The sequence below is a fragment of the Aeromicrobium erythreum genome, assembly GCF_001509405.1.
Lineage (GTDB): Bacteria > Actinomycetota > Actinomycetes > Propionibacteriales > Nocardioidaceae > Aeromicrobium > Aeromicrobium erythreum.
This window is the reverse complement of sequence record NZ_CP011502.1, coordinates 1,433,261-1,457,590: the sequence shown is the minus strand read 5'-3', so window position 1 is coordinate 1,457,590 and position 24,330 is coordinate 1,433,261. Positions and strand designations below refer to the sequence as shown.

General features: G+C 72.7%; 22 protein-coding genes. 5 read left to right on the top strand and 17 right to left on the bottom strand.

Features of this window, described 5'->3' with window-relative positions; genetic code table 11:
* Positions 1 to 110 precede the first annotated feature (110 nt).
* From Aeryth_RS06880 to Aeryth_RS06855, 6 genes are all read right to left on the bottom strand, one after another.
* Positions 111 to 1,736 carry a peptide ABC transporter substrate-binding protein gene (locus tag Aeryth_RS06880; protein ID WP_067856379.1) on the bottom strand — a complete coding sequence of 542 codons (1,626 nt, stop codon included), beginning with the start codon at positions 1,734 to 1,736 and terminating at the stop codon, positions 111 to 113.
* A 209-nt stretch (positions 1,737 to 1,945) separates the two neighbouring features.
* Entirely contained in the window at positions 1,946 to 2,893 is a 948-nt protein-coding gene (locus Aeryth_RS06875; protein WP_067856376.1) for an electron transfer flavoprotein subunit alpha/FixB family protein, read from the bottom strand.
* A 14-nt stretch (positions 2,894 to 2,907) separates the two neighbouring features.
* On the bottom strand, positions 2,908 to 3,690 hold the full coding sequence (locus Aeryth_RS06870; protein ID WP_067856373.1) for an electron transfer flavoprotein subunit beta/FixA family protein: 783 nt from the start codon (positions 3,688 to 3,690) through the stop codon (positions 2,908 to 2,910).
* 194 nt (positions 3,691 to 3,884) lie between these two features.
* Positions 3,885 to 5,096, bottom strand: a complete 1,212-nt coding sequence (locus Aeryth_RS06865; protein ID WP_067856370.1) for a hypothetical protein — start codon at positions 5,094 to 5,096, stop codon at positions 3,885 to 3,887.
* Between the two features lie 145 nt (positions 5,097 to 5,241).
* Entirely contained in the window at positions 5,242 to 8,067 is a 2,826-nt protein-coding gene (locus tag Aeryth_RS17635) for a coiled-coil domain-containing protein (protein ID WP_067856367.1), read from the bottom strand.
* A 144-nt stretch (positions 8,068 to 8,211) separates the two neighbouring features.
* Positions 8,212 to 8,991: an enoyl-CoA hydratase/isomerase family protein gene (locus tag Aeryth_RS06855; protein ID WP_083516317.1), complete on the bottom strand. Its 780-nt coding sequence runs from the start codon at positions 8,989 to 8,991 to the stop codon at positions 8,212 to 8,214.
* A 134-nt stretch (positions 8,992 to 9,125) separates the two neighbouring features.
* On the opposite strand from Aeryth_RS06855, the gene Aeryth_RS06850 reads away from it, so the two are divergent.
* Together Aeryth_RS06850 and Aeryth_RS06845 are read left to right on the top strand one after the other, a co-directional pair.
* Complete coding sequence (locus Aeryth_RS06850) at positions 9,126 to 10,814, top strand: maltotransferase domain-containing protein (RefSeq protein ID WP_067856364.1); 1,689 nt, start codon at positions 9,126 to 9,128, stop codon at positions 10,812 to 10,814.
* Between the two features lie 62 nt (positions 10,815 to 10,876).
* Positions 10,877 to 11,755 carry an NUDIX domain-containing protein gene (locus Aeryth_RS06845; RefSeq protein WP_067856361.1) on the top strand — a complete coding sequence of 293 codons (879 nt, stop codon included), beginning with the start codon at positions 10,877 to 10,879 and terminating at the stop codon, positions 11,753 to 11,755.
* Positions 11,756 to 11,759: 4 nt separating this feature from the next.
* Here the strand turns inward: Aeryth_RS06845 and Aeryth_RS06840 are convergent, their stop codons facing one another.
* The 9 genes from Aeryth_RS06840 to Aeryth_RS06805 all read right to left on the bottom strand — a co-directional run bounded on the left by Aeryth_RS06840 (position 11,760) and on the right by Aeryth_RS06805 (position 18,806).
* Positions 11,760 to 12,722 (bottom strand): DUF8094 domain-containing protein, encoded by a 963-nt coding sequence (locus Aeryth_RS06840; protein ID WP_067856358.1) that lies wholly within the window; start codon positions 12,720 to 12,722, stop codon positions 11,760 to 11,762.
* Positions 12,719 to 13,750: a hypothetical protein gene (locus Aeryth_RS17900; protein WP_067856355.1), complete on the bottom strand. Its 1,032-nt coding sequence runs from the start codon at positions 13,748 to 13,750 to the stop codon at positions 12,719 to 12,721. Before Aeryth_RS17900 ends, Aeryth_RS06840 begins: the two co-directional genes overlap by 4 nt.
* A 72-nt stretch (positions 13,751 to 13,822) precedes the next feature.
* Positions 13,823 to 14,725 carry a tetratricopeptide repeat protein gene (locus tag Aeryth_RS06830; RefSeq protein ID WP_067856352.1) on the bottom strand — a complete coding sequence of 301 codons (903 nt, stop codon included), beginning with the start codon at positions 14,723 to 14,725 and terminating at the stop codon, positions 13,823 to 13,825.
* 68 nt (positions 14,726 to 14,793) lie between these two features.
* Entirely contained in the window at positions 14,794 to 15,363 is a 570-nt protein-coding gene (locus tag Aeryth_RS06825) for a PH domain-containing protein (RefSeq protein ID WP_236749841.1), read from the bottom strand.
* Positions 15,364 to 15,367: 4 nt separating this feature from the next.
* Positions 15,368 to 15,526 carry a hypothetical protein gene (locus Aeryth_RS18060; RefSeq protein WP_169795969.1) on the bottom strand — a complete coding sequence of 53 codons (159 nt, stop codon included), beginning with the start codon at positions 15,524 to 15,526 and terminating at the stop codon, positions 15,368 to 15,370.
* Positions 15,527 to 15,615: 89 nt separating this feature from the next.
* Complete coding sequence (gene meaB, locus Aeryth_RS06820) at positions 15,616 to 16,584, bottom strand: methylmalonyl Co-A mutase-associated GTPase MeaB (protein ID WP_236749840.1); 969 nt, start codon at positions 16,582 to 16,584, stop codon at positions 15,616 to 15,618.
* A gap of 26 nt (positions 16,585 to 16,610) precedes the next feature.
* Entirely contained in the window at positions 16,611 to 17,801 is a 1,191-nt protein-coding gene (locus Aeryth_RS06815; RefSeq protein WP_067856349.1) for an acetyl-CoA C-acetyltransferase, read from the bottom strand.
* Positions 17,802 to 17,930: 129 nt separating this feature from the next.
* Positions 17,931 to 18,245: a LysR family transcriptional regulator gene (locus tag Aeryth_RS06810; RefSeq protein ID WP_144433706.1), complete on the bottom strand. Its 315-nt coding sequence runs from the start codon at positions 18,243 to 18,245 to the stop codon at positions 17,931 to 17,933.
* 159 nt (positions 18,246 to 18,404) lie between these two features.
* Positions 18,405 to 18,806 carry a helix-turn-helix domain-containing protein gene (locus tag Aeryth_RS06805; RefSeq protein ID WP_067856343.1) on the bottom strand — a complete coding sequence of 134 codons (402 nt, stop codon included), beginning with the start codon at positions 18,804 to 18,806 and terminating at the stop codon, positions 18,405 to 18,407.
* Between the two features lie 91 nt (positions 18,807 to 18,897).
* Between Aeryth_RS06805 and mce the strand changes: the two genes are divergently transcribed.
* The 3 genes from mce to Aeryth_RS06790 all read left to right on the top strand — a co-directional run bounded on the left by mce (position 18,898) and on the right by Aeryth_RS06790 (position 22,232).
* Complete coding sequence (gene mce / locus Aeryth_RS06800; RefSeq protein WP_067856341.1) at positions 18,898 to 19,347, top strand: methylmalonyl-CoA epimerase; 450 nt, start codon at positions 18,898 to 18,900, stop codon at positions 19,345 to 19,347.
* Positions 19,348 to 19,502: 155 nt separating this feature from the next.
* A complete protein-coding gene (gene ccrA, locus Aeryth_RS06795; protein WP_067856338.1) occupies positions 19,503 to 20,843 on the top strand; it encodes a crotonyl-CoA carboxylase/reductase in 1,341 nt (446 codons plus the stop codon).
* A 246-nt stretch (positions 20,844 to 21,089) separates the two neighbouring features.
* Positions 21,090 to 22,232 (top strand): coiled-coil domain-containing protein, encoded by a 1,143-nt coding sequence (locus tag Aeryth_RS06790; protein ID WP_144433705.1) that lies wholly within the window; start codon positions 21,090 to 21,092, stop codon positions 22,230 to 22,232.
* A gap of 331 nt (positions 22,233 to 22,563) precedes the next feature.
* On the opposite strand, the gene Aeryth_RS06780 is transcribed toward Aeryth_RS06790, so the two are convergent.
* Both Aeryth_RS06780 and Aeryth_RS06775 read right to left on the bottom strand, forming a co-directional pair.
* Positions 22,564 to 22,944, bottom strand: a complete 381-nt coding sequence (locus Aeryth_RS06780; RefSeq protein WP_067856329.1) for a hypothetical protein — start codon at positions 22,942 to 22,944, stop codon at positions 22,564 to 22,566.
* A 159-nt stretch (positions 22,945 to 23,103) separates the two neighbouring features.
* On the bottom strand, positions 23,104 to 24,300 hold the full coding sequence (locus Aeryth_RS06775; RefSeq protein WP_067856326.1) for a 3-hydroxyacyl-CoA dehydrogenase NAD-binding domain-containing protein: 1,197 nt from the start codon (positions 24,298 to 24,300) through the stop codon (positions 23,104 to 23,106).
* Positions 24,301 to 24,330: the final 30 nt, after the last annotated feature.

The following is a 24,330-nucleotide window of genomic DNA, read 5'->3' as shown; positions in this document are numbered from 1 at the left end:
GACCCGTCCCGACGATACGCCGGGGCACGAGGCACCACCGAGGGACCCGGACGCACCTGTGGGGCAACACCTGAGGTGTTGCCCCACGGGTGGTCGTGCGGGCGCCGGAGCTACTTCTTGGTGATGAGGTGCAGCTCGGGCTGGTTCTGCCAGTTGAACTCGACGTTCTCGACGTTCTTCGAGGCGGCGGCAGCCACGTTCGAGTACCACAGCGGGATGGCCGGCAGGTCCTTGAAGAGGACCTCCTGGGCCTGCGACTGCAGCTCGTAGCGCTTGTCCTCGTCGGGCTCGCCGGCGATCTTCGTCATGAGGTCGTCGAACTCCTTGGAGGAGTAGTCGCCGTCGTTGGACCCGGCCTTGGTCTGGTACAGCGGGGCCAGGTAGTTGAAGATCGACGGGTAGTCAGGCTGCCAACCGGTGCGGAAGGCCGTCTTGATCGTGCGGTTCGTGACGTCGGAGCGCAGCTCGTCGAACGTGGCGTAGGCCTGGCCCTTGGCGTCGATGCCGAGGTTGTTCTTGAGCTGGTTCGCGATCGCGTCGACCCACTCCTTGTTGCCGGCGCCGTCACCGTTGTAGGCGATGACGAACGAGCCCTTGAACGGGGCGATGTCGTCGGCCTGGGCCCACAGCTTCTTGGCCTCGTCGGCGTCGAAGGTCAGCACGTCGCTGCCCGGGATGTCCTTGTCGAAGCCCGGCATGACGGGCGCGGAGAAGTCCACGGCCGGCGTGCGGGTGTCGTCGAAGATGTTCTTGGTGATCTCGGGGCGGTTGATGGCCTTGGAGATCGCCTGACGACGCAGACGGCCCTCGTCGTTGGTGCCGAAGCCGGGCAGACGCTCGGGGATGGTGACCGAGCCGAAGACCGAGCCGGGCTCGGAGATGGCCTGGACCGAGCTGTCGTCCTGGAAGGTCGACAGGGCGCTCGGGGGCACGGCGTCGAGGACGTCGAGGTCACCGGTCTGGACGGCGGTGTACGCCGTGTCCGGGTTCGTGAAGAACTTCAGCGTGACGCCGCCGTTCTTGGGCTTGCGGACGCCGTCGTACTCCTCGTTCGGGACGAGCTTGATCTGGACGTCGTGCTCCCAGGCACCCTTGCCGTCCATCTTGTACGGGCCGTTGCCGATCGGGTCCTCGCCATAGGCCTTGATGTCCTCGAACGCGGACTCGGGCAGCGGGTAGAACGCCGAGTAGCCCAGACGCGCCGGGAAGTCGGCCTCGGCCTGGTTGAGCTCGATCGTGAAGGTCTTGTCGTCGACGACCTTGAGGCCCTCGAGCGTCTTGGCCGTCGGCTTCTCGGCCTGGACGGCGTCGAAGCCCTTGATCGGGTAGAAGAAGTAGCTGTTGAGCTGCTTGTTGGTGCTGAGCGCGCCGTAGTTCCACGCGTCGACGAACGACTTCGCGGTGACCGGCGTGCCGTCGGAGAACTTCCAGTCCTTCAGCTTCACGGTCCAGGTGACGTTGTCGTCGGACTCGATCGACTCCGCGACCTCGTTCACGCTCGAGCCGTCCTTCTGGTACGAGACCAGACCGGCGAAGAGCAGGTCGACGGCGCGACCGCCACCGGTCTCGTTCGTCGACGTGGGGACGAGAGGGTTCTGGGGCTCGGTGCTGAAGTTGGTGATCACCGAGTCGGTGGACCCGGAGTCGTCACCGCCTCCGCCGCAGGCCGCCAGGACGAGGCTGCCCGCGGCGAGCAGGGCTACGCCCGCGACGCGAGTACGTCGGGAGAGACGCATGGATTCCTCCTGTGAAGATGGGTGCACGCAGTCGCGTGCGCCCCTATTGCTATCACCGGCGGACGGGCCTTCGACAGGCCTCGGAGGGGACTTCACCAACTTGCAACCTGATCAGGATGGGCCATGATGCGTGGCTCTCACGGGCCATGGACGCACGAGGGGCCCCGGACCGTGCGGTCCGGGGCCCCTCGTGGTGGAGCGGGTGGTGATCAGCCCTTGCGCGACTTCGCGGCCTCGGTGGCCTGCGGCAGGACCGTCTTGAGGTCGCCGACGACGCCGAAGTCGACGAGCTCGAAGATCGGAGCCTCCTCGTCCTTGTTGACGGCGACGATCGTCTTCGACGTCTGCATGCCGGCGCGGTGCTGGATGGCACCGGAGATGCCGTTGGCGACGTACAGTTGCGGCGAGACCGTCTTGCCGGTCTGGCCGACCTGGAAGCTGTGCGGGTACCAGCCGGAGTCGACGGCGGCGCGCGAGGCGCCCACGGCGGCACCGAGGGTGTCGGCGAAGGCCTCGACCTCGGAGAAGTCGCCTCCGGTGCCACGGCCGCCGGAGACGACGATCGCGGCCTCGGTCAGCTCGGGACGACCCGAGGCGGCCTTCTCCTTGGTGGAGACGATCTTGGCGCCCTTGGCGGCGTCGGAGACGTCGACCGAGACGGCCTCGACCGTGCCGGCGCCCGAGGCGGCCTCGGGGGCCACGGAGTTGGGCTTGACGGCGATGACCGGGATGCCCTTGGTCACCTGGGCGTCGACCGTGAAGTTGCCGGCGAAGACCGACTGCGTCGTGGTCACGGTGTCACCGTCGACCGACACGTCGACGGCGTCGGTGATGAGGCCCGACTCGGTCTTGAGCGCGACACGGGCCGCGATCTCCTTGCCCTCCGTGGTGGAGGGCACGAGCACCGCGGCGGCGGAGGCGTCGGTGACGATCTTGGTGAGCGCCTCGGCCTTGGGGCCGACGAGGTACTCGCCGTAGACGGCGTCGTCGAGCTGGTAGACCTTCTCGGCGCCGTGCTCGGCCAGCGAGGCCGGGACGTCGGCGCCGAAGACGACGGCCGACGGCTCGCCGATCTTGCGGGCGATCGTGAGGAGCTCGAGGCTGGGCTTGGTGGCGTTGCCGTCGACGAGGTCGACGAGCACGATGACTTCGGACATCTCTCTACTCCTGCTCAGACGAACTTCTTGGAGGCGAGGAACTCGACGAGCTTCGTGCCGCCGTCGCCCTCGTCGGTGATGATCTCGCCGGCCGTGCGCGGGGGACGCGGCTCGGTGGTGACGACCTTGGTCCAGGCGGCGTCGAGGCCGACCTCGGACGCGTCGACGCCGAGGTCGGACAGGTCCCACTCCTCGACCGGCTTCTTCTTGGCGGCCATGATGCCCTTGAAGGACGGGTAGCGGGCCTCGCCGGTCTGGTCGGTGACGCTCACGACGAGCTTGCCGGAGCCCTGGATCTCCTGCGTGGCGACGTCGCCGTCACGCTTGATCGTGACGCTGTCGCCGTCGACGCTGATCTCGCCGCCGAGGGTGACCGCGGGCAGGCCGAGGCGCTCGGCGACCAGGGTCGGGACGACGCCCATGCCGCCGTCGGTCGAGGCCATGCCGAAGAACACGAAGTCGTACTCGAGCTTCTCGAGCGCCTTCGCCAGCACGAGCGAGGTCGCGAAGGCGTCGGAGCCGGCGATCGCGTCGTCGTTCACGTGCACGCCCTTGTCCGCGCCCATCTGCAGGGCCTTGCGGACGGCGTCGGCGGCGTCGTCGGGGCCGACGGTCAGGACGGTGACCTCGCCGTCACCCTCCTCGACGACCTTGAGCGCCTGCTCGACGGCGTACTCGTCGAGCTCCGAGAGCAGTCCGTCGACGTTCTCACGGTCGACGGTGTTGTCGGACGAGTCGAAGGTGCGGTCGGCCGTGGCATCCGGCACGTACTTCACCGCGACGACGATGTTGGTCACGAGGACCCTCCTGTGGTCGGGGACGCGGCGTTCTACGCCGCGCTGTCGGGGACGTCCACCTTCCCACGTGGTGCTCCACGAGGTGAGGGCAGCCTTGCACGCAAGGTTACCGGCGAGTTACATACCGGGGCCAGGCGCGTCACCCATGGTATAGGTCACACGTCCGGGACACCTGTCGTCGCAGGCCTCGCGGGTCAGGATCGAGCGGGCCGGTGCAGGAGCGACGGGGCGAGCACGCCGACCGCCAGGTAGACGACCGATCCCCCGCCGTAGGCCACGAACGACTCCTTCGCGGCGGCGTTCTCGCCGCTGAAGGAGACGAGCCCGCGCAGCGGCTGCGTGAGCGGGTCGGCGACGGTCGCGACCGACTGCAGCACACCCGTCGACGGGTCGAACCCGAACGCCACGAGCAGCGCCGCGAGGGCGAGCGTGACCGACGCGACCAGGCCGAGGACGCCCAGCGCCACGCCGACCAGGCCGACGACGCGACGGGCGGTCGACGGACCCTCCTGCGGGACCGAGGGCGGCTCGGGCACGTCGTCGGTGTCGGCGTCGTCGCGGCGCGCGACGGCCGCAGCGGCCTTCGCGCGGCGACGCTCGACGCGGTCGGCGCGGCGTGCGCGCGACGGCCGCTCCGTCGGCGTCGCCTCGACGGGCTCGCCGTCGGTCACGGCCTCGGAGCCGGACTCGGGGCCGGCCGACGTGTCGGTGTCGGTGTGACGTGCCTGCGGACGATCCGTCGCGGCGGGCGCCGGGACGTCGGCCACCGCGGGCACCACCCGGGTCTCGACGACGTCGGCGGTCTCCTCCGCCGGAGCCTCCGGTTCCTGGACGGCGACGGCTCCCACCGCCTCGAGCAGCGCGGTGTCCTCCTGCGACGTCGAGGGCTCGGCCTCTGCGACGGGCTCGTCGACGGGCGGCTCGGCACGGTGGCTGCCGGGCGGGGTGGCCAGCGCGGCCCTCGCGGCCGCCTTGCTCTCCGCGCGACGGCGCGCCTTGGCCTGGGCGGCCTCCTCGGCGAGCCGCTTGCTCTCGGCACGCTCCTGCTCGCGCTCCTCGGCCTCGGCCGCTGACTGCTCGGCCTCCAGCTGCTTGACCTCCTCGGCCCACACCCGCTCGCGCTCGCGCTCCGCGGCAGCCTCCTCGCGGGCGCGTGCGCGCTCCTCGCGGGCGCGCTGCTTCTCGGCCTTCGCCTCCGCACGTCGCCGTGCACGCTCACGCTTCGCCGCGTCGCGGCGGGCCGCCTTGGCCTCCCGCGAGCCGGGTGCGGGGTCGGTCTCGGGTCGGCGCTCGGGCGTGTCGAGGGCTGCCTCGGCCCTCGCCAGCGGGTCCGGGCGCGGACCGCCGTGGGTCGCCGCGATCCACGCGAGGGAACCGGGCACGAGGTCCTCGTAGGAGCGCGTCACGCCGGGCGTCTGCGCCGGCGCGGCAGCATCGTCCGACGCAGGCGCGTCTGCCGACACCGCAGCGTCGGACGACGTGTCACCATCGCCGTCCGCCTGCGCGGACGTCGCGTCCAGACCGGCGACGATGGCGCCGGCCGTCAGGTACTCAGGATCGCCGGATGACCCTTTTTTTGGTCGGGGGGACGGCTGCCCCGGGTCCGTCGCTCACCTCCGACGAGGCGTCGGGACCGACCTGGCTCGACGGCTCGTCGGCCGTCGACCTCTCCTCGACGAACTCCGCCACGGCGGGTGGCTCGAGCTCCGCGAAGCTCGGCACCTGCTTGGCCGACTGGTTCGCCGCGACGATGTGCGCCTGGGCGACGCGTTCGGCCTCCGCCTCCGCGGCCGCCACCCACTGCATCGCGGTGGCCTCGGCCTCGGCCAGCTTCTCCTCGGCCGCGGAGCGTGCGGCAGCGACGGCCTGCGTCAGACGCTCCTGCGCGTCGAGCTTGGCGCGCTGCACGACGCGGTCGGCCTCGGCGCGAGCCTCCTCGATGCGACGCTGGGCGTCCTGCTCGGCCCGCTCACCCACGGCTCGCGCCTCGGACTCGGCCTGGGCGATCCGGGCCGACGCCTGCTCCTCGGCCTCGGCGAGCTTCCGCTCCGCCTCGACCCGGGCCTGCTCGGCCTCCTCCGCCTGACGACGCGCCGCCTCCTCGCGTGCCGCGGCTGCCGCCCGCGCTGCGTCGGCGGCCTCGGCGGCCACGCGCTCGGCCTCGGCCTGCGCCGTCCGCACGCGCTCCTCCGACACCCGCTCGGCCTCGGCCAGCTTGGCCGACGCCTGGTTGCGCTCGTCCTCGGCCTGGCGGGCGAGCTCGGCCGCCTCCGCGGTGACCCGCTCGACGTGCGCCCGTGCCTCGTCGCGCTCGCGCGCCAGCTCGGCGGCAGCCTGCTCGTGGCGCTCGGCGGCCTCCGAGGCCAGCCTCTCGGCCTCGGCCTTCGCGGCGGCCAGCTGCTCGTCGGCGGCACGCTCAGCGTCGGAGAGCCGCACCGCGATCGCGACACGCTCCGCGGCGACCTCCTGGGCGTACTTCTCGGCCTCGGCCTTGGCGACGGCGACGTGCTGGGCGGACGTGCGCTCGGCGTCGGCGACGACCTTCTCGGCCTCCAGGCGTACCTGCTCGAGCTTCGCCTCGGCCTCGGCACGCTCCTTCTCCAGCTGCTGCAGGGCCGCCTCGCGATCCTGGCGAGCGGCCTCGGCCAGCTTCTGGGCCTCGGCGCGCGCCTCGCTGATGCGGCGCTCCGCGTCCTGCTCGGCTGCGGCCAGGCGCCGCTGCGCGGCGTCCTCGGCATCGCGCTCACCCTGGGCGAGACGCTCGGCGGCGGTGCGCGCCGCCTCCTCCTCGGCCTCGGCGATACGGCGCTCGGCCTCTGCCTTCGCCTCGTCGAGACGCTCCTGCGCGGCGCGCTCGGCCTCCGCGCGGGCCGCCTCGACCCGGGCGTCGGCCTCCTGCTGCAGCTGCTCGATCTTGGCGGCGGCGGCCTGCCGCTCGCGCTCGATCTCGACCGTGACGCGCTCGGCCTCGGCACGCGCCGCACGCACGCGCTCCTCGGCGGCCTGCTCGGCCGCCCGGAGCCGACCCTGCAGCACCTCGCGCTGCTCGGCCTCGTCGGCGCGGATCCGTGCGGCGACCTCGGCGCGCTCGCGTGCGGCCTCCTCCATGAGACGGGCGGCCTCGGCACGGGCGGCGCTCACGCGCTGCTGCGCGGCGGCGCTGGCCGCGGCGAGCTTCTCGGCGAACGTGCTGGGCGCCGGAGCCTGCGCGGCCTGGTCGTCCTCGGCGGGCTGCTCCGACGTCACGGGGGTCTCCTCGGCCTGGGGGCCCTCGTCGTCCGACGGGACCGAGGCGGCCTCCGTCGTCTCCTGCTCGGAGGTCTCGTCCTGGGGTGCAGGCTGCTCGGCCTGCTCGGCGGCAATGCGCTCGGCCTCGGCCTGCTCCGCAGCAGCACGCTCGGCCTCGGCCTGCTCGGCAGCAGCGCGGTCAGCCTCAGCCTGCTCCGCCGCTGCGCGGTCAGCCTCAGCCTGCTCGGCTGCTGCACGCTCGGCCTCAGCCTGCTCCGCCGCTGCACGCTCGGCCTCAGCCTGCTCCGCCGCTGCACGCTCGGCCTCAGCCTGCTCCGCCGCTGCACGCTCGACCTCAGCCTGCTCCGCAGCAGCACGCTCGACCTCCGCCTGCTCCGCAGCAGCACGCTCAGCCTCAGCCTGCTCGGCCGCTGCACGCTCGGCCTCTGCCTCGGCGTCGGCGGTGGAGGCGGTCTCGGGCTCGGCGAGGGAGGCGGCCGTGGGGGGCGCCCAGCGGCGCGTACCCGTAGAGACGGCGACCTCGCGCGTCTCGTCGTCGGTGTCCTCGACCGCGGGCAGCGTCTGCGTCGCGTCGGACAGCGCCGCGTCGATGTGCTCGTCGTCGGCCGACGGCGTCGTCGCCTCGACGGCCGGCTGCTCGGCCGTGGCAGAGAGGTCCGCCGCCGACGTGGTGGTGTCGGGCGTGCTCGACCCGGGTGTGGTCGCGTCGGACGCGCTCGACCCGGGCGTGGGCGTGTCAGTCGTGCTCGCCTCGGGCGCGGCCGTCGGCTGCGGCGCGACGGGCTGCGGCTCGGGCTCGCTCGCCTGCGCGGCCGCGCGCTCCTGGGCCTCGATGGCTTCCTCGGCCGCCTTCAGCGCGGGCTCCGGCTCGTCGCCGTCGCGTCGGCCCCGGCGCGAGGCGTTGAACGCTCGGGCGGCGTTGCGCTCGGCGCGTCGCTTCTCGGCAGCCATCTGGCGCGCGGCGCGCTGAGCTGCCCGCTTGGCGCGTCGGTCGTCCGGCGCGCCGCGTCGCGTGTCGTCCGCGGCGGCCTCGGTGTCGCCACCGGACTGCTCCAGCATCTCGGCAGCCACCTTCAGCGGATCGGCGCGTCGACGCTCCTGCGGCTGGTTCGAACCTGAGTCGGTCATGACTACCCTTCTCGCGAGCACGGCGGCACGTCGCAGCACAGTATGCCCCATGCGTCCCTGGTGCCACAGGTGTTCCGTGGCGATGTCGAGGCGTGAGACCTCGGACCCGTCGTGAGGTCTCCCCCGCCTCGGTGGTCCGCCAGGTCACGACCCACTGAACGTGGCCTTCCCGGGACCGTTCTCGACGAAGGAGTCCATGCCGGCGCGGCGGTCGTCGGTGGCGAACAGCCCCGTGAACTCGATACGCTCGATCTCCAGCCCGGTCTGCAGGTCCGTCTCGAGACCGCGGTCGACCGCACTCTTGGCCGCCCGCAGCGCGAGGGCCGGTCCTCCGACGAAGCCACGCGCCCACGCGACGGCTGCGTCGAGCACCTCCTCCGCGGGGAGGACGCGGTCGACGAGACCGATCCGCAGCGCCTCCTGCGCGTCGACGAAGCGACCCGTGAAGATGAGGTCCTTCGCGACCGACGGCCCCACGAGCCGCGCGAGCCTCTGGGTGCCTCCCGCGCCGGGGATGATGCCGAGCAGGATCTCGGGCTGCCCGAGCTTGGCGTTCTCCGCCGCGAACCGCAGGTCGGTGGAGAGCGCGAGCTCGCAGCCCCCGCCGAGGGCGAAGCCGGTGATCACGGAGACCGTCGGCTTGCCGATGGCGGCGACCGCGCGCGTGAACTCCTGCAGGAGATGACCGTGGCGCACCATCTCCTGGTACGACATCGCGGCCATCTCCTTCACGTCGGCACCGGCCGCGAACACCTTCGGTCCGCCGTGCAGCACGACCGCAGCGACGTCGTCGCGCGTGTCCACCTCCCGCGCCACCTCGACCAGCTCGCGCTGGACCTGCGCGTCGAGCGCGTTCATGGGCGGGCGGACGAGCTGGACGAGGGCGACGCCGTCGGTCACCTCGAGCTGGACGAGCTGGGTCACGCTGGTTCCTTCCGTCGGGCCGGCGTCGTGACGCCGACCACAGGGCCGTGGCCGTGAGCATAGGAGGAGAGCCACCTGCTCCGACGCGCGGGTGAACAGGGTGCGGACCGCCTCCGAGCCACTAGCGTGTCCCCATGGTCGCTCGGGTCCCGGTGCTGGAAGTCCGTCCGTGCCTCGACCGCGGGCGGTTCCCGGCGAAGGTGGTCCCCGGCGAACCACTGACCGTCGAGGCGCTCGTGCTGCCCGACACGGTCGACGTCGGCGCCGCGGTCGTGCTCACCGCGCCCGACGGCAAGCGACGCGACCCGGTGCCCATGCGGCACCTCGGCGACCACGTCTGGTCCGCCACGGTGACGGCCGACGCGGTGGGCGCGTGGACCTACCACGTGGAGAGCTGGCAGGAGTCCCTGCGCACGTGGGCGGGCCGGGTCGTGACCGACATCGACCACGGGGCCGACCCCGAGACGGTGCTCGCCCAGGGCAGTGCGCTCGTGCTCGCGCTCGGCAACGAGGACCCAGCAGCGCTCGAGGTGGGCGACGACCTCCTCGACACCACGACACCGGCCCACGAGCGGCTCGCCGAGGGACTGGCCTACGTGGCGTCCCTGCCCGAGCACCTGGGCCGGGCCGACGTCGGCTCGACCGAGCCGCTCCCCCTGCGCGTCGACCCCGAGCGCGCCCTCGTCGGGGCCTGGTACCGCCTGGCGCCGTCGACGCCCGACGGCACGCTCGCCGACGCCACCGCACGCCTGGACCACGTCGCCGCCCTGGGCTTCGACGTCGTCCGTCTCCCGCCGCTGCACCCCACGCGCGGTCGTCCGTGGCACTGTGCCCCCGTCGTCGGGGGGCACCTCGACGTCGACCCGCGCCTCGGCACCGTCGCCGACCTCGACGCCCTCGTGCAGCGGGCGCACCAGGTCGGGCTCGAGGTGGCCCTGGAGCTGACGTGGACCGTCGCGTCCGGTCACCCGTGGCTCGAGCAGCACGCAGGCTGGTTCGTGCCGACCGGGGACGACACCTGGCGGCTGGATCCCGACGCCGAGCCCGCCGGCGTGCTCGGTCTGGTGCTGGAGACGCTCGTCGGGTGGGCCGACCGCGGCGTGGGCGCCTTCGTGGTCCAGGACGCGCACCACTGGCCGCTCGGGCTGTGGGAGCACGTGCTGCGCGAGCTCGCCGCGGCAGCACCCGACGTGCTCCTCCTGTCCGAGGGCGACGCGAGCCCCGCGCAGGCGCACGCCCTGGCGCTCGTCGGGTTCCACCAGACGACGCCCGCCCTGCACGAGGCCCTCGGGGTCGCCGACGTCGAGGACGTCCTGGCGGGCGTGGGCCGCGGGTCGGTCACGCGGACGCACCTCGTGGCCGCGCCCGGCGGCGGACGGGCCTCGACCCTGGACGACGGCGGCGCCGCCACGCGGTGCGCGTGGGCGGCGGTCGCCGCGCTGGGCAGCCCGGCCTGGGAGACGAGCAGCACCCTGGAGGAGGTCGACGGGCCGAGCTCGGAGCCCGAGCCCGACGTGGCGACGTTCCTCGGTCGCCTCAACGAGCTGCGTCGTGCGCACCCCGCCCTGCTTCGTCGACGCGGCCTCGTGCTGCACCGCGTCCACCACGCCGGTGTGCTCGCGTTCAGCCGGAGCGACGGCGAGGACACGCTGCTCGTCGTCGTCGACCTGTTCCCCGCCTTCCCCAAGTCCGTGGGCGTGCCGGACGCGCTCGGCGCGCCCGGGGAACGGCTGCAGGACGAGCTGGACGGCACCTGGCACACCCTCGACGCCCTCACGCTCGACCCGGCGCACCCCGTGCGCGTGCTGACCGCACGCCGCTGAGCGCGGCCGTCCACGCGCCGGACCCCGCTGCGTCCCGGTGACCGGCCGCGTACGGTGACGACGTGACCGCCATCCTGCGTGACGACGACCTCCACCTCGAGCCGACGAGCGGCGCGGACGGCCTGCGCGGCTGGTCCGTGGTCGTCGGCGGGGAGCGCCGCGGCACGATCGCCCTGCTCGACGAGGGCCGCGGCACCGGCTCCGTGCGCTGGAACACCGGCACCGGCGAGCAGTCGCTGGGCCTGGCCGTGCGTGCCCTGCGCCTGGTGCTCGCGCACGCGTTCGACGACCTCGCGCTCCAGAGGGTCGAGGCACGTGTCCCGGTCGAGCGCACCGGCGACGTCCGCGCGGCGTCGATCAGCGGGCTGCGACGCGAGGGCATCGCCAGGGGTGCCGGCGACTCCCCCGACCGCGCCCTGCTCGCCCGGCTGCGCGACGACCCGCCGGCCGACAGCCGCGACGGCTTCATCGCGCTGCTGAACGCCGGTCTGCCGACGAAGCGGGTCATCTCGCAGGGCGTCCTGCGCGACGGCGAAGGTCGGGTGCTGCTCTGCCAGCTCACCTACAAGCAGGAGTGGGACCTGCCCGGCGGTGTCGTGGAGGTCGGCGAGTCGCCCTCGGAGGGGCTGGTCCGCGAGCTGGAGGAGGAGCTCGGCCTCACCCTGACCGTCCACGGTCTGCTCACCGTGAACTGGCTCCCGGCCTGGCGCGGGTGGGACGACGCCTGCGTCTTCGTGTTCGACCTGGGCGTGGCCGACGCCGCGCTCGTCGACACCATGGCGCTGCAGCCGACGGAGATCGCCGGGGTGCACTGGTGCGACGCCGACACCGTCCGCACGCGCGCGACTGCTGCCGCGACCGAGCTGCTGGAGGCTCTCGCCGGGGGTGACGTCCCGCCCTACCGGGAAGCGCCGCTCGCCCCCGAGCCGCCGGTCGTCTGAGTCCTCAGGGCCCCTCGGCCTCCACCACGCCCCCGTACTGGCCGATGACGCGGGGGCGCCCCGACCCGCCGGGGATCTCGACGAGCACCTGGTGCAGGTAGCGCAGACGCCCGGACGAGGAGACCCCCGACTCCAGCAGCGCCTTCTGCGGCGAGTCGTCCGGCCAGGTCACCTGGATGCCGTCGCGCACGCGGTAGGAGTCGACCCGCTCGAGGGTGGCGAAGACGAGCGCTCCGCCGTCGGCGGTCCGCAGCGCGTGCGTGACCTTCTCGGCCTTCCACGTCTGCCCGAACCGGACGCCGTCGAGCGCGGCGTTGCGTCGCGCCGCGGTGCGCATCTGCGCACGGAAGTCGTCGTTCTCGATCGTCCGCGCCGCTGCCGTCGACGGGTCCTCGAGAGCGGCGGCGTAGCGGTCGGCGGCCTGCTGCGGCGACATGCTCATGCCCGTGGCGCTGCGGGGGTCGACCGTCAGCGCCGCGCCGTCGCGCTCCCGCAGGTCGGGCAGACGCGTGCTCAGCACCGTCTCGGGGCTTGCCACGAGGAACCAGGGGTCGACGGCCGACCCGCGCTCGAAGACCTGCACGCGGTTGACCTTCGCAGCCCGGTCGCGCACCTCGACGACGAACCAGAGCGGGTAGGCAGTGAACCGAGGCACCGCGAGCCGCTCGACCTGGTCGGAGGTGCCGTCGGACCCCACGCCGCGCGAGAGGCGCTGCGCGACGTCGAAGGACCCGGTGTCGATCGCGAGCACCGCGCCGCTCTCGACCGTCGACAGCGGCTTGGGGTCGAGCAGCTTCGCGGCCGCCTCCCGGACCTGGTCGTAGCGGCTCAGCACCTGCTCCACCCCAGCGCGGTCGATCGGGACCGTCGACGCGGGTCGGTCGTCGCGGGGGCGCGGCACGGTGCAGGACGTCAGGGCCAGCACGCAGGCCAGCAGCAGCACGAAGGGTGCGGACCGTCGGCTCATCGGTCCCGCCTCTCGTCGTCCGCCAGCTCGTCGTCGACGAGCTCGTAGTCGGCGAGCTCCTCCTCGGACACCTCGTGCTCCACGCCGTCCTCGTCGACGAACACGTAGACGACCGCCGGGGGCGGCACCTCGACGGCCGCGTTGCCCGCGCTGTCCAGGTCGGGGCCGGCCGGATCGGGGTGGGTGGAGTCGGGGCTGATGGAGTCGGGGTTGATGGAGTCGGGGCTGGTGGGGTCGGGGCCGGTCGGCTCGAGCGCGTCGGCGGCCAGACGCTCCTGCAGGCGCGCCGCCTCCTCGGCCGTGATCTCGTGCTCGACCCCGCGCTCGTCGACGAACACGTAGACCTCCTCCTCCACGACCTCGACCTCCTCCCCCACCTCGAGCGGTCCGTCACCGCGCTCGCGCCACGGACGTCGCAGACCGCCGGACGACGCCGACGGTCCGCGCCGCAGGAGCAGGCCCGACCAGATGAGTCCCAGTCCGCCGAGCAGCGCGCCGAGACCGAGGCCGAAGCCGCCCCGCACGCCGTAGGCGAACGTGACCCGCAGGCCCGAGAGGTCCGAGGCGCCGACGGCGAGGATCGCGAGCGAGACCGGCGTGTCGGGCAGGGTCGTGCTGATCGACGCACCCCCGAGGCCAGCCGAGTCCGCGATCCACCAGTCCAGGGCCGTGGGCGCGCCGGGCAGCGCGGCTCGACCCCGACGCTCCGCCGTGCGCACCGTCCACGGCGCGCGGAACGAGGTGACCTCGAGCCGTCGTGTGCCGGCCAGGTAGTCCTGCACGTCGACGGTGTTGCCGAGGCCGACGAACACCGGCTTGTTCACCGGGACCTCCACCAGGACGTCGACCTGGAGTCCGCGGTAGGTGATGACGTCGGGTGCCGTGACCACGGCGACGCCGTCGGTCCGGACCGTGTGCGGACCCGTCGTGAACCGGCTGTCGGGGCCGAGCACCGCCATGACGGCTGCTCCGGCGAGCGCGAGGAGAAGACCGACCACGACGAGCGGCCAGGCCAGACGTCGCGCCATCACCCCTCCTCGCCGTGGCCGCTCCCACGGCTGCCGTCGCCGCACCCTAACGCGCAGGCGAGGCGCTCGCCGTCAGAAGAGCGCCGACGCCAGGGCGCGTCGCGCGTCGGCGACACGGGGGTCGGTGGTGCCCACCACCGTGAACAGCTCCAGGAGCCGCTCGCGGATCCGGTCGCGGTCCTCACCGTGCGCGGTGCGGACCAGCCCGACGAGCCGGGCGAACGCATCCTCCACGTGTCCGCCGCTCACGTCGAGGTCGGCGACGAGTAGCTGGGCGTCCACGTCGTCGGGGGCGTCCGCGGCGGCCTTGCGAGCCTGCTGGAGGTCTGCGTCCTTGGTGCGGGCGAACAGCTTGACGCCGGCCAGCCGCTCGGCGACCTCGGCGTCGCCGGGGTGCTGCAGGGCGAGCCGCTCGTACTCGGCCACGGCCGTGTCGGTGTCACCCGCGGCGAACGCCGCGTCCGCAGCGGCGAAGCGGGGGTCGTCCGCGGGTTCCTCCGGCTCGGCGGACTCGCCACCGGCCGGGGTCGCCCGTCCGGTCAGCCCGTTCTGCACCGCGAGCGCCACCAGCTGCTCGAGGTACTGGCGCACCTCGGCCTCCTCGGCGAGGCCCTGGAAGAGGGGCACCGGCTGGCCCTTCACGAGACCGACGACGACCGGGACGCCCTGCGCCTGCAGCGCCTGGGCGATCGCCGGGTTGGCGTCGATGTCGACCGCGGCCAGCAGGATCCGTCCCTCGAGCGTGTCGACGACCCGGCCGAGGAGGTCGACGAAGTCGCGGCTCTGGGGTGCGCGGGGCGACCAGAGGGCGAGCACGACGACGTGCTGCATCGACGCCTCGAGCGCGACGGTCTGGAAGGTCTGCTCCGACACGTCGACCGTGTAGCCACCGCCGGGACCCGACGGACCGGCCGGCGGGGCGGACGGCTTGGCCAGGGCGGAGAGGTCGATGGCACCAGGGCGCGAGAAGCTCATGGCCCCATCCTAGGAACTCGCCCCCGGCGGCTCCCCCTGCCGTCCGCGACGTCCAACGGTCGGGTGCGTCAGCGCCCGTCGTGGAGGGGCCGCGGACCGTCCGGGCGCGGCCCGCGCAGCCCGGCACGCTGCACGACCCGCTGGATCGTCAGGTCGCGCTCGTCGGGGTCGCCGATGTAGCGGATGTCGCGCAGCCCCTGTGCCTGCGCGGCGGACTCGAACACGAAGTGCCCGTAGCCCAGCACGCGCCCCACGAACGGCTTCTCGACCGTGATGTCGAGGATGCGGGTGATCGGCATCGTCGCGATGCGGACCGAGAAGACGCCCGAGGCGCGGAAGACGCGCATGTTGGTGATGACGAAGACGTCTCGGTGCTCACGGGCGACGCCGTAGAGCGCGTACCCGAGCCCACCGGCCGCCAGCAGCAGGAAGAACCAGCCGAGCTGGATGGGGCCGACGAACGCCAGCACGCCGACGAGCAGCGCGGCCAGCGCGATCGCCGCAGGACGCAGGTACACGACGCCGTGCTTGCGCACGAGGTCGATGACGTGCTCACCCTCCTCGGCGAGGAGGTGACCCTCGACGTCCTGGTCCGGGATCCGCGCCAGCAGGGCGGCCAGCGCGGAGCTGCCCAGCACGGGACTACCGGGTGAGCTCGTCGACGAAGATGAAGACCTGCCCGAAGGCGTCGATGACCGCGTTGACCGCACCGCTGACCGCGTCGGCAGCGCCGGCGGGCGCGGTCAACAGGTAGTAGACCACGAACGCGGCGACGAGGAGAACGAGGACCTTCTTCAGCACGGCACCATTCCTACCCCAGCCGGGCCTCACGACCCGGCAGGCGCGCCCGGCGTGGCCCGTCCCACGTCAGTCCGGGACGTGTCGTGGACTCACTGGACGACGTCGAGCAGCACGTCCGCGGCCGCGAACGGGTCCTGGTCGCCCGCGAGCACGTCGGCGGCGAGGTCGTCGAGCCTCGCGTCGGCGCCCACGTGCCCGAACCGCTCCCGCAGCTCGTGCACGGCGACCGCCTCGATCTCGCGTCGGGTGCGGGCGAGCCGACGACGACGCAGGTCTCCCGAGGCCTCCTGGTGGGCGCGGTGACGGTCGATCTCGGTGACGACGTCGTCGATGCCCTCGCCCCGTGACGCGACGGTGAGCACGATCGGCGGCTTCCAGGCACCCTCGGGACGTTCGGCCATGGCGACCATGGAGCGCAGCTCGCGGCGGGTGGACTGCGCACCGTCGCGGTCGGCCTTGTTGACGACGAACACGTCGCCGACCTCGAGGATGCCGGCCTTCGCAGCCTGGATGCCGTCGCCCATGCCGGGCGCGAGCAGGACGAGCGTCGTGTCGGCGAGCCCCGCCACCTCGACCTCCGACTGTCCCACACCCACCGTCTCGACGAGCACGACGTCGCAGCCGGCCGCGTCGAGCACCCTCAGCGCGTGCGGCGCGGCCCACGACAGCCCGCCGAGGTGCCCACGGCTGGCCATCGAGCGGATGTAGACGCCGTCGTCCGTGGCGTGGTCGCCCATGCGGATCCGGTCGCCGAGCAGCGCGCCGCCCGTGAATGGAGACGTCGGGTCCACGGCCAGCACGCCCACGCGCTTGCCGCGTGCGCGCAGCGCCGTGACCAGGGCGGCCGTCGACGTCGACTTGCCGACGCCGGGCGAGCCGGTGAGGCCGACCACGTGCGCCCGGCCCACGAGGGGCGCGAGCGCCGCACTGACCTCGCGGAGGACAGGTGACTCGTCCTCCACGAGGGAGATGAGACGGGCGACCGCCCGGGGCTGCCCCTCGCGTAGTCGCGCGACGAGGTCGGCGACGTCGGGTGCGCGCAGGCGCGAGGCAGCCACGGGCGGTCGGTGAGGGCTGGTCGGCGTCAGGCGGACGGCACCGTGATCAGCAGGGCGTCGCCCTGGCCGCCGCCACCGCACAGCGCGGCTGCACCGAGGCCACCGCCGCGACGCTTGAGCTCCAGCGCCAGGTGCAGCACGATGCGCGCGCCGCTCATGCCGATGGGATGACCGAGGGAGATCGCGCCGCCGTTGACGTTGACGATGTCCTCGGAGATGCCGAGCTTGCGCGTGGACGCGATGCCCACCGCGGCGAACGCCTCGTTGAGCTCCACCAGGTCGAGGTCGGCAGCGGTCTTGCCCTGCTTGGCGAGCGCCTTCTCGATCGCGTTCGCGGGCTGCTCCTGGAGCGTGGAGTCGGGGCCCGACACGTTGCCGTGCGCGCCGATCTCGGCGATCCAGCTCAGACCCAGCTCCTCGGCCTTCGCCTTGCTCATCACCACGACGGCGGCGGCGCCGTCGGAGATCTGGCTGGCCGTGCCGGCGGTGATGGTGCCGTCCTTGGAGAACGCCGGACGCAGCCGACCGAGCGACTCGGCGGTGGTGTCGCCGCGGACGCCCTCGTCGGCGGAGACGACGACCGGGTCGCCCTTGCGCTGCGGGATCTCGACGGGGACGATCTCCTCGTCGAAGACGCCGTTCTTCTGCGCGGTGGCCGCGAGCTGGTGCGAGCGGGCACCGAAGGCGTCCTGCTCCTCACGCGTGAACGCGTCGAGGTCGGCGTTGCGCTGCTCGGTGAGCGCGCCCATCGCCTGGTCGGTCAGCGCGTCCCACAGGCCGTCGTACTCCATGTGGTCGAGCAGGGTGGTCTTGCCGTACTTGGTGCCCTCGCGCGAGCCCTGGAGCAGGTGCGGCGCCTGCGTCATCGACTCCTGACCGCCGGCGACGACGACGTCGTACTCGCCCGCACGGATCAGCTGGTCGGCCAGCGCGATCGCGTTGATGCCGGAGAGACAGACCTTGTTGATGGTGAGCGCGGGGACGTCGAGCGGGATGCCGCCCTTGAACGCAGCCTGCCGGGCGGGGACCTGCCCGGCGCCGGCGCCGAGGACCTGGCCCATGATCACGTAGTCGACCTGGTCGCCGGTGATGCCGGCCTTCTCGAGGGCACCCTTGATGGCGATGCCACCGAGGTCGGTGCCGGACAGCGTCTTGAGGCCGCCGAGGAGGCGACCGATCGGCGTGCGGGCGCCGGCGACGATCACGGACTGGGTCATGGGGTTGCTCCCTTGCATGGACACAGGTGGTGGGGTGCGGGTCACTCTACTCGCGAGTCACATCCGTGGTCCCGGGGTGTGCGTCACGTCACGACGTCGCGGGCACGGCACCGCTCCTCCCGTCGCGCCTCACGCGTCCTCGGGGCCCACCGAGAACGTCCTCGTGCCGAGCCCACGGTCGGAGGACGCGTCGCCGATGTGCTCGAGCTCGCGCGCCGCGGCCAGCATGAGGCGGGCGAGAGGCACGGCCCGTCGCCCGGCCTCGGTGAGCACGACCCGCGATCCCCGGCGGTGGACCAGGCGCGTGCCGCAGCCCTTCTCGAGCGCCTGCACCTGCGCGCTCACGGCCGGTGTGGAGAACCTCAGGACCCGGGCGGCGTCGGTGAAGGAGCCGATCTGGTCGACCGCCACGAGGGCGCGCAGCATCCGCAGGTCGAGATGCACGGCGACTCCCCCTCCCCTGGCTCCGCGGCGGCCGTCCCGGCCTCGTCCGTGCGCGCCGGTACGGAGCAGGGCTCGACCCGACGATCGGGCGGCCTGCTCGACCGCGCAGCATCGAGCCAAGAGCAGCGGACCCTCGCAGGACAACGAGATTCACGATCTCTAGGACTCCTCTTGAGAAGTCCCTCGCTTCCTGGTAGTGGCCGCCGAGCGACCGCTGCCCGCGGCGTCGTGACGTGACCTCCTGCGGCCGTCGCCGGCCGGACGTCGGCCCTGCGACCCCGGCACGGCCGGCCCGGACCGCGCCGACGCCTCCAGCCGCTCGAGCTCCTGCGCGGCGACCAGGATGAGCCGAGCGATCGGCACGGCTCGCCGTCCCGCGGACGTGAGCCGCGTCCCCGAGCCCGTGCGCTCGACCAGACGCGTCCCGCACACCTTCTCCAGGGCGTGCAGATGGGCACTGACGGCAGCCGGTGAGAACGCCAGCGCCTGCGCCGCACCCCCGATGGAACCCTGCGCCTCGACCATCACCAGCGCCCGCAGCATGCGCATCTCGACGTGCATCCGACCTCCGCCCTCCGTGGACTATCGACACTACGTTCGATCTCGGACGACCGGCCCGCGCCCGGCTGCACGCTCCTCTACGCTGCCTCCCATGACCTCCTCCTCCGTCGTCCCCGACCACCTGCTCGTCGCGATCGACCACGTCGGCATCGCCGTCCCCGACCTCGACGAGGCGCTCGCCTTCTACTCCTCGGTCTTCGGCCTGAAGTCGATCCACGAGGAGGTGAACGAGGAGCAGGGCGTGCGCGAGGCGATGCTGGCGGTCGGCGACTCGGGCTCGTGCATCCAGCTGCTCGCGCCGCTGGACGACAGCTCGACCATCGCGAAGTTCCTCGAGCGCAACGGCCAGGGCGTCCAGCAGCTCGCCTACCGGGTGACCGACATCGACGCGGTGTCGGCGATCCTGCGCGACCGGGGCGTCCGCCTCCTGTACGACCAGCCGAAGCGCGGCACCTCCGACAGCCGGGTCAACTTCGTGCACCCGAAGGACGCCGGCGGCGTGCTCGTCGAGCTGGTCCAGCCCGCGGCCACCGGCCACTGACGTCGTCGCGGCGCTCCGTGCCGCCCTCGCGCCGGGCCCCCGCCCGGCGTGACCTGATCCACATGCGCGAGACGGGACGCAGAAGGCTACGTCTCGGTAACATCGCCGAAACCCGTGCCGGACCGAGCGCCGGAACACCCACCACTGGAGGCCCCGTGCAGCACATCCTCGATGCGATCCTCGCCGGAGACACGGCGGGCGAGGACTTCGCCAACCTGGAGATCCCCGACCACTACACCGCCGCCACCGTCCACAAGGACGAGGTGGACATGTTCGAGGGCGTCGCCAGCCGCGACAAGGACCCGCGCAAGTCGATCCACGTCGAGGACGTGGCCCTGCCCGAGCTGGGCCCGGGCGAGGCGCTCGTCGCCGTCATGGCCAGCGCCATCAACTACAACACCGTCTGGACGTCGATCTTCGAGCCCGTCTCGACCTTCGGCTTCCTCGAGCGCTACGGCAAGCTGTCGCCGCTCACCAAGCGCCACGACCTGCCCTACCACGTGGTCGGCTCCGACCTCGCCGGCGTCGTGCTGCGCACGGGTCCCGGCGTCACGCAGTGGAAGCCGGGCGCCGAGGTCGTGGCGCACTGTCTGTCGGTCGAGCTCGAGGACCCGGCGGGCCACGACGACACGATGATGGACCCGCAGCAGCGCATCTGGGGCTTCGAGACGAACTTCGGCGGCCTCGCCCACATCGCGCTCGTGAAGTCCAACCAGCTCCTGCCGAAGCCGGACCACCTCACGTGGGAGGAGGCCGCGTCCCCCGGCCTCGTCAACGCGACGGCCTACCGCCAGCTCGTGTCCAAGAACGGCGGCAACATGAAGCAGGGCGACAACGTCCTGATCTGGGGCGCGTCCGGAGGGCTCGGCGGCTTCGCCACGCAGTACGCGCTCAACGGTGGCGCCAACCCGATCTGCGTCGTCTCCAACGAGGAGAAGGCCAAGATCGTGCGCAGCATGGGCGCCGAGCACGTCATCAACCGTTCCGAGGAGAACTGGAAGTTCTGGAACGAGGACGGCACCCGGCAGAACCCCAAGGAGTGGCAGCGCCTGGGCAAGAAGATCCGTGAGCTGACCGGCGGCGAGGACATCGACATCGTCTTCGAGCACCCCGGTCGCGAGACCTTCGGCGCGTCGGTCTACGTCACCCGCAAGGGCGGCACGATCACGACCTGCGCGTCGACCACGGGCTTCATGCACGAGTACGACAACCGCTACCTCTGGATGAACCTCAAGCGGATCGTCTCCAGCCACTTCGCGAACTACCGCGAGGCCTTCGAGGCCAACCGACTCATCGCGCAGGGCAAGATCCACCCGACCGTGTCGAAGACGTACAAGCTCGAGGACGTGGGCCAGGCGTCCCTCGACGTGCACCACAACCTCCACCAGGGCAAGGTCGGCGTGCTCGCGCTGGCACCCGAGGAGGGCCTGGGCGTGCGCAACGAGGAGTTCCGCGCGCGGCACCTCGACGCGATCAACCGCTTCCGCGGTATCTGACCCGCGCACGCACGCACCCCGTCGAGGGCCCGGACGCACCGCGTCCGGGCCCTCGTCGCGTCGGGGCGTCGACGTCACAGCACGGACGTCCGGCACGCGCCCGCGTCGTCGCTGCGTCGTCGCCCCGCCTGGGTATGGTGGACGACGTCGCACACCGCGGCCGGCGCAGCAGCGCACGCCGCGCCCACCGGCGTCCCAGCACGACCTCCAGCACACCCCCCCCGAACCGACAGGGAGCACAGCGGCATGGCCGAAGAGCAGTCCGGTTTGTCCATCTTCGACGCGGCGCGCAAGTCCGCCGAGGCTGCGTTCCCCCTCGCCCGTCGCGGCGGCTACGACAGCGACGCGGTCGACGCCTGGGTCCGCACCCAGACCGCCGAGCTGCAGAAGGCCGCAGCCGCGGTCCAGGCGCTGCAGGAGGAGAACGACGAGCTGCACGACATCGTCGAGCAGCTGCGCGAGCGGGTCGAGTCGATCGAGCGGCCCTCCTACGCAGGCCTGGGCGGTCACGCCGCCCAGCTGCTGCAGCTCGCCGAGCAGGAGGCCGAGGAGATCCGCAGCCGCGCCCGCCGCGAGGCCGAGGAGACGCTGAAGATCGCCGAGGAGGAGGCCACCCTCGTCCGGACGGTCGCCGCGAAGGAGGCCGAGGAGACCCGCGGCCGGGCCGTCGTGGAGATCGAGGAGAAGCGTCGCGAGGTCCTCACCGAGGCCGAGGCCGGACGCGCCGAGGCTGCGGCGCACGCCGACGACGTGCGCGCCCAGGCCGACCGTGAGGCCGCACAGATCCGTCTCGCCGCCGAGCAGGACGCCCAGAACATGCGTCTCGGCGCGACGCGCGAGGTCGAGCAGGCCCGCGCCGCAGCCGACCGCGAGGTCACCGAGGCTCGCCGCGTCCTGGCCGTGGAGAAGGAGCGGCTCGCGCGCGAGGCCTCCGAGAACCACGCCGCCGCCACCGAGCAGACTGCGAAGCTCGTCACCGACGCCGAGACCCGTGCCGCTGCGGCCGACGAGCGGGCACGTGGGCTCATGGCCAAGGCGAACGCGGCGAAGGAGTCGGCTGCTGCCGAGGCGGCCGGCATCATCGAGAACGCCCGCAAGGAGGCCGCGTCGCTGGTCGCCAACGCGCGCGCGGACGCCGAGCACCAGCGAGCGGCCGCCACGACCGACGTCGAGCGCGAGACGCGCGCCCTGCGCGCCGAGGTGGACGAGCTGCAGCGTCGCCGCGAGGGCATCCTCGCCCAGATGGGTCAGCTGCGCGACATCGTCGCCTCGTTCGCCGGCGACGCCGTCGCCGCCGCGCCGGCACCTGCTGCGGCGTCGGACGCCGCTGCGGACGACGCGACGGCGGACGAGACCGGCGAGGAGCCCCGCACCCCGGCAGCCGGCTGAGCTGCCGGCGAGCCCCGCCGCATCGTCCTCCCCTGGGACCCTGAGGCCCTAGGGCTGGCGCGTCCAGCACGCGGTGTGCCAGTGCCGACGCTCGTCGACGGCGTCCGCGCTGAGCAGCGCCTTCTGCACGGGCCACACCACCACGTGGGGCGTCGCGGGCGGGATAGGTCGGTGGCAGGCGGGACACGTGTAGGTGCTGCGCGCGCTCGAACCAGTCACACGACGGACGTGCCAGTCACCGTCGCGCTTGCTCTCCACCGGCGGTGGCGCCGAGGCTGACGCAGGCCCGCGGGGACGGCGGGGCGGACGTCGACGGGACACCCGCGCGAGACTACCGGGCGGCGTCGGGCACGCAGTACGAGCGCAACCAGCCCCGCCGGTGCGCTGCGACGTCGAGCGCGTCGTCGAACGGCAGCACGGCCGCCTCTCCGCTCAACCACTCCACGACCACGGTGTCCGTGAGTCGGGGTCGCACGGTGCACCGCAGGCCCTGCCCCACGAGCTGGTCGACCATGGCCGCAGCCGCCGCCGACGGTCGGTCGGCGTCGCAGGGACCGTGGTCGCAGAGCACGACCTGCTGGTGGTCGGGCTCCGAGGGCGGGCCCACCACCTCCTCCGCGACGACCACGGCGGGCACGAAGGAGACGACGAACGACAGCACCGAGCTGCGCACGAGGTGGCTGCCGCGCCTCGCCAGGTCGATCGTCGTCACGGGTGCTCCCGTCGTTCGTCCGCGTCGATCCGATGACCGTCGCGAGAGCATCAACGACTGGTGTCGAGCGGAGTTACCCGACGGTCCGTTCAGTGGACCTGCCCGAACGCGGTCAGGGGCGCCCGGGAGACCCGGACGCCCCTGCTCACGCGATGGTGCTCAGTAGGTGTGGAAGCCCTCGCCGGTCTTGCGACCGAGCTTGCCCTCGGCGACGAGACGCTCGAGGGTGGGCGCGGGCGTCCACCCGTCGTGGCCGAAGGTGCTCACCAGCGTCTGCTCGATGGCCAGCGAGACGTCGTTGCCGACGACGTCGAGGAGCTCGAACGGACCCATCGGCAGCTTGGTCTCCTTGAGCGCCGTGTCGATCTCCTCGAGGCTGCCGCCGCCGGCCTCGTGCAGCTTCACGGCGTCGTTCAGGTACGGGAACAGCAGGGCGTTGACGATGAAGCCCGCGCGGTCGCCGCAGGACACCGGGTGCTTGGCGACGTCGAGGCACAGGGCCTTCACCGTCTCGGCGACCTCGGGCGACGTGCTGTCGGCCGAGACGACCTCGACCAGCTTCATGACGGGCGCCGGGTTGAAGAAGTGCATGCCGACGACGTCCTGCGGGCGCGACGTGGCCTCGGCGCACGTCCCGATCGACAGCGACGACGTCGTCGTGGCGAGGATGGCACCTGGCTTCGTGATCCGGTCGAGGTCGCGGAAGAGCTCGAGCTTGACGTCGATGTCCTCGGCGATCGCCTCGACGACGATGTCGACGTCGTCGAGCGCGTGGCGGTCGGTCGCGGCGGTGAGGCGACCGATCACGTCGGACTTCTCGTCCTCGGTGAGACGACCCTTGGCGATGGCGCGGTCGAGGTTCTTCTCGATGCGGGCCTGGACCGCCGCGACCTTGTCGTCGGTGCGGCCGACGAAGACGACCTCGTGACCGGCCTTGGCGAAGACCTCGACGATGCCGGAGGCCATGGTGCCGGTGCCGACGACGCCGACCTTGCCGACGGGGTGGTGCTTCTGCGGGGCCGGGGTGGCTCCGCCGTCCGCGGCGGCGGACTCGAAGGTCGAACCGGCCTCGGCGAGCTTGACGAGGACCGGCGCGGGATCGTGCAGCGGGTCGCCGGTGGAGGCATGCTGCTCGCGCAGACCCTCCACGACGGTCGCGGCACCGAGCGCGTCGACGAGCGCCAGGGGTCCGACCGGGTAGCCGCACCCGAACCGCATCGAGGCGTCGATGTCGTCCTTCGTCGCGTAGCCGCTCTCGTACATCGAGGCGGCGTGGTTGAGGTACGGGTACACCAGTGTCCGGGCGATCTGCGCGCCACGGTCGTCGGCCGTCAGACGGTCCACGATCTCCTGCATGCCTACTCCTAGGTAACTACGGGGTCGTGA

Coding starts and splice junctions, on each gene's coding strand:
- Aeryth_RS06880 (WP_067856379.1), bottom strand. CDS start 1,736: ATGCGTCTCTCCCGACGTACTCGCGTCGCGGGCGTAGCCCTGCTCGCC.
- Aeryth_RS06875 (WP_067856376.1), bottom strand. CDS start 2,893: ATGTCCGAAGTCATCGTGCTCGTCGACCTCGTCGACGGCAACGCCACC.
- Aeryth_RS17635 (WP_067856367.1), bottom strand. CDS start 8,067: ATGACCGACTCAGGTTCGAACCAGCCGCAGGAGCGTCGACGCGCCGAT.
- Aeryth_RS06850 (WP_067856364.1), top strand. CDS start 9,126: ATGGTCGCTCGGGTCCCGGTGCTGGAAGTCCGTCCGTGCCTCGACCGC.
- Aeryth_RS06840 (WP_067856358.1), bottom strand. CDS start 12,722: ATGAGCCGACGGTCCGCACCCTTCGTGCTGCTGCTGGCCTGCGTGCTG.
- Aeryth_RS17900 (WP_067856355.1), bottom strand. CDS start 13,750: ATGGCGCGACGTCTGGCCTGGCCGCTCGTCGTGGTCGGTCTTCTCCTC.
- Aeryth_RS06830 (WP_067856352.1), bottom strand. CDS start 14,725: ATGAGCTTCTCGCGCCCTGGTGCCATCGACCTCTCCGCCCTGGCCAAG.
- Aeryth_RS06815 (WP_067856349.1), bottom strand. CDS start 17,801: ATGACCCAGTCCGTGATCGTCGCCGGCGCCCGCACGCCGATCGGTCGC.
- Aeryth_RS06805 (WP_067856343.1), bottom strand. CDS start 18,806: ATGCACGTCGAGATGCGCATGCTGCGGGCGCTGGTGATGGTCGAGGCG.
- mce (WP_067856341.1), top strand. CDS start 18,898: ATGACCTCCTCCTCCGTCGTCCCCGACCACCTGCTCGTCGCGATCGAC.
- Aeryth_RS06790 (WP_144433705.1), top strand. CDS start 21,090: ATGGCCGAAGAGCAGTCCGGTTTGTCCATCTTCGACGCGGCGCGCAAG.
- Aeryth_RS06775 (WP_067856326.1), bottom strand. CDS start 24,300: ATGCAGGAGATCGTGGACCGTCTGACGGCCGACGACCGTGGCGCGCAG.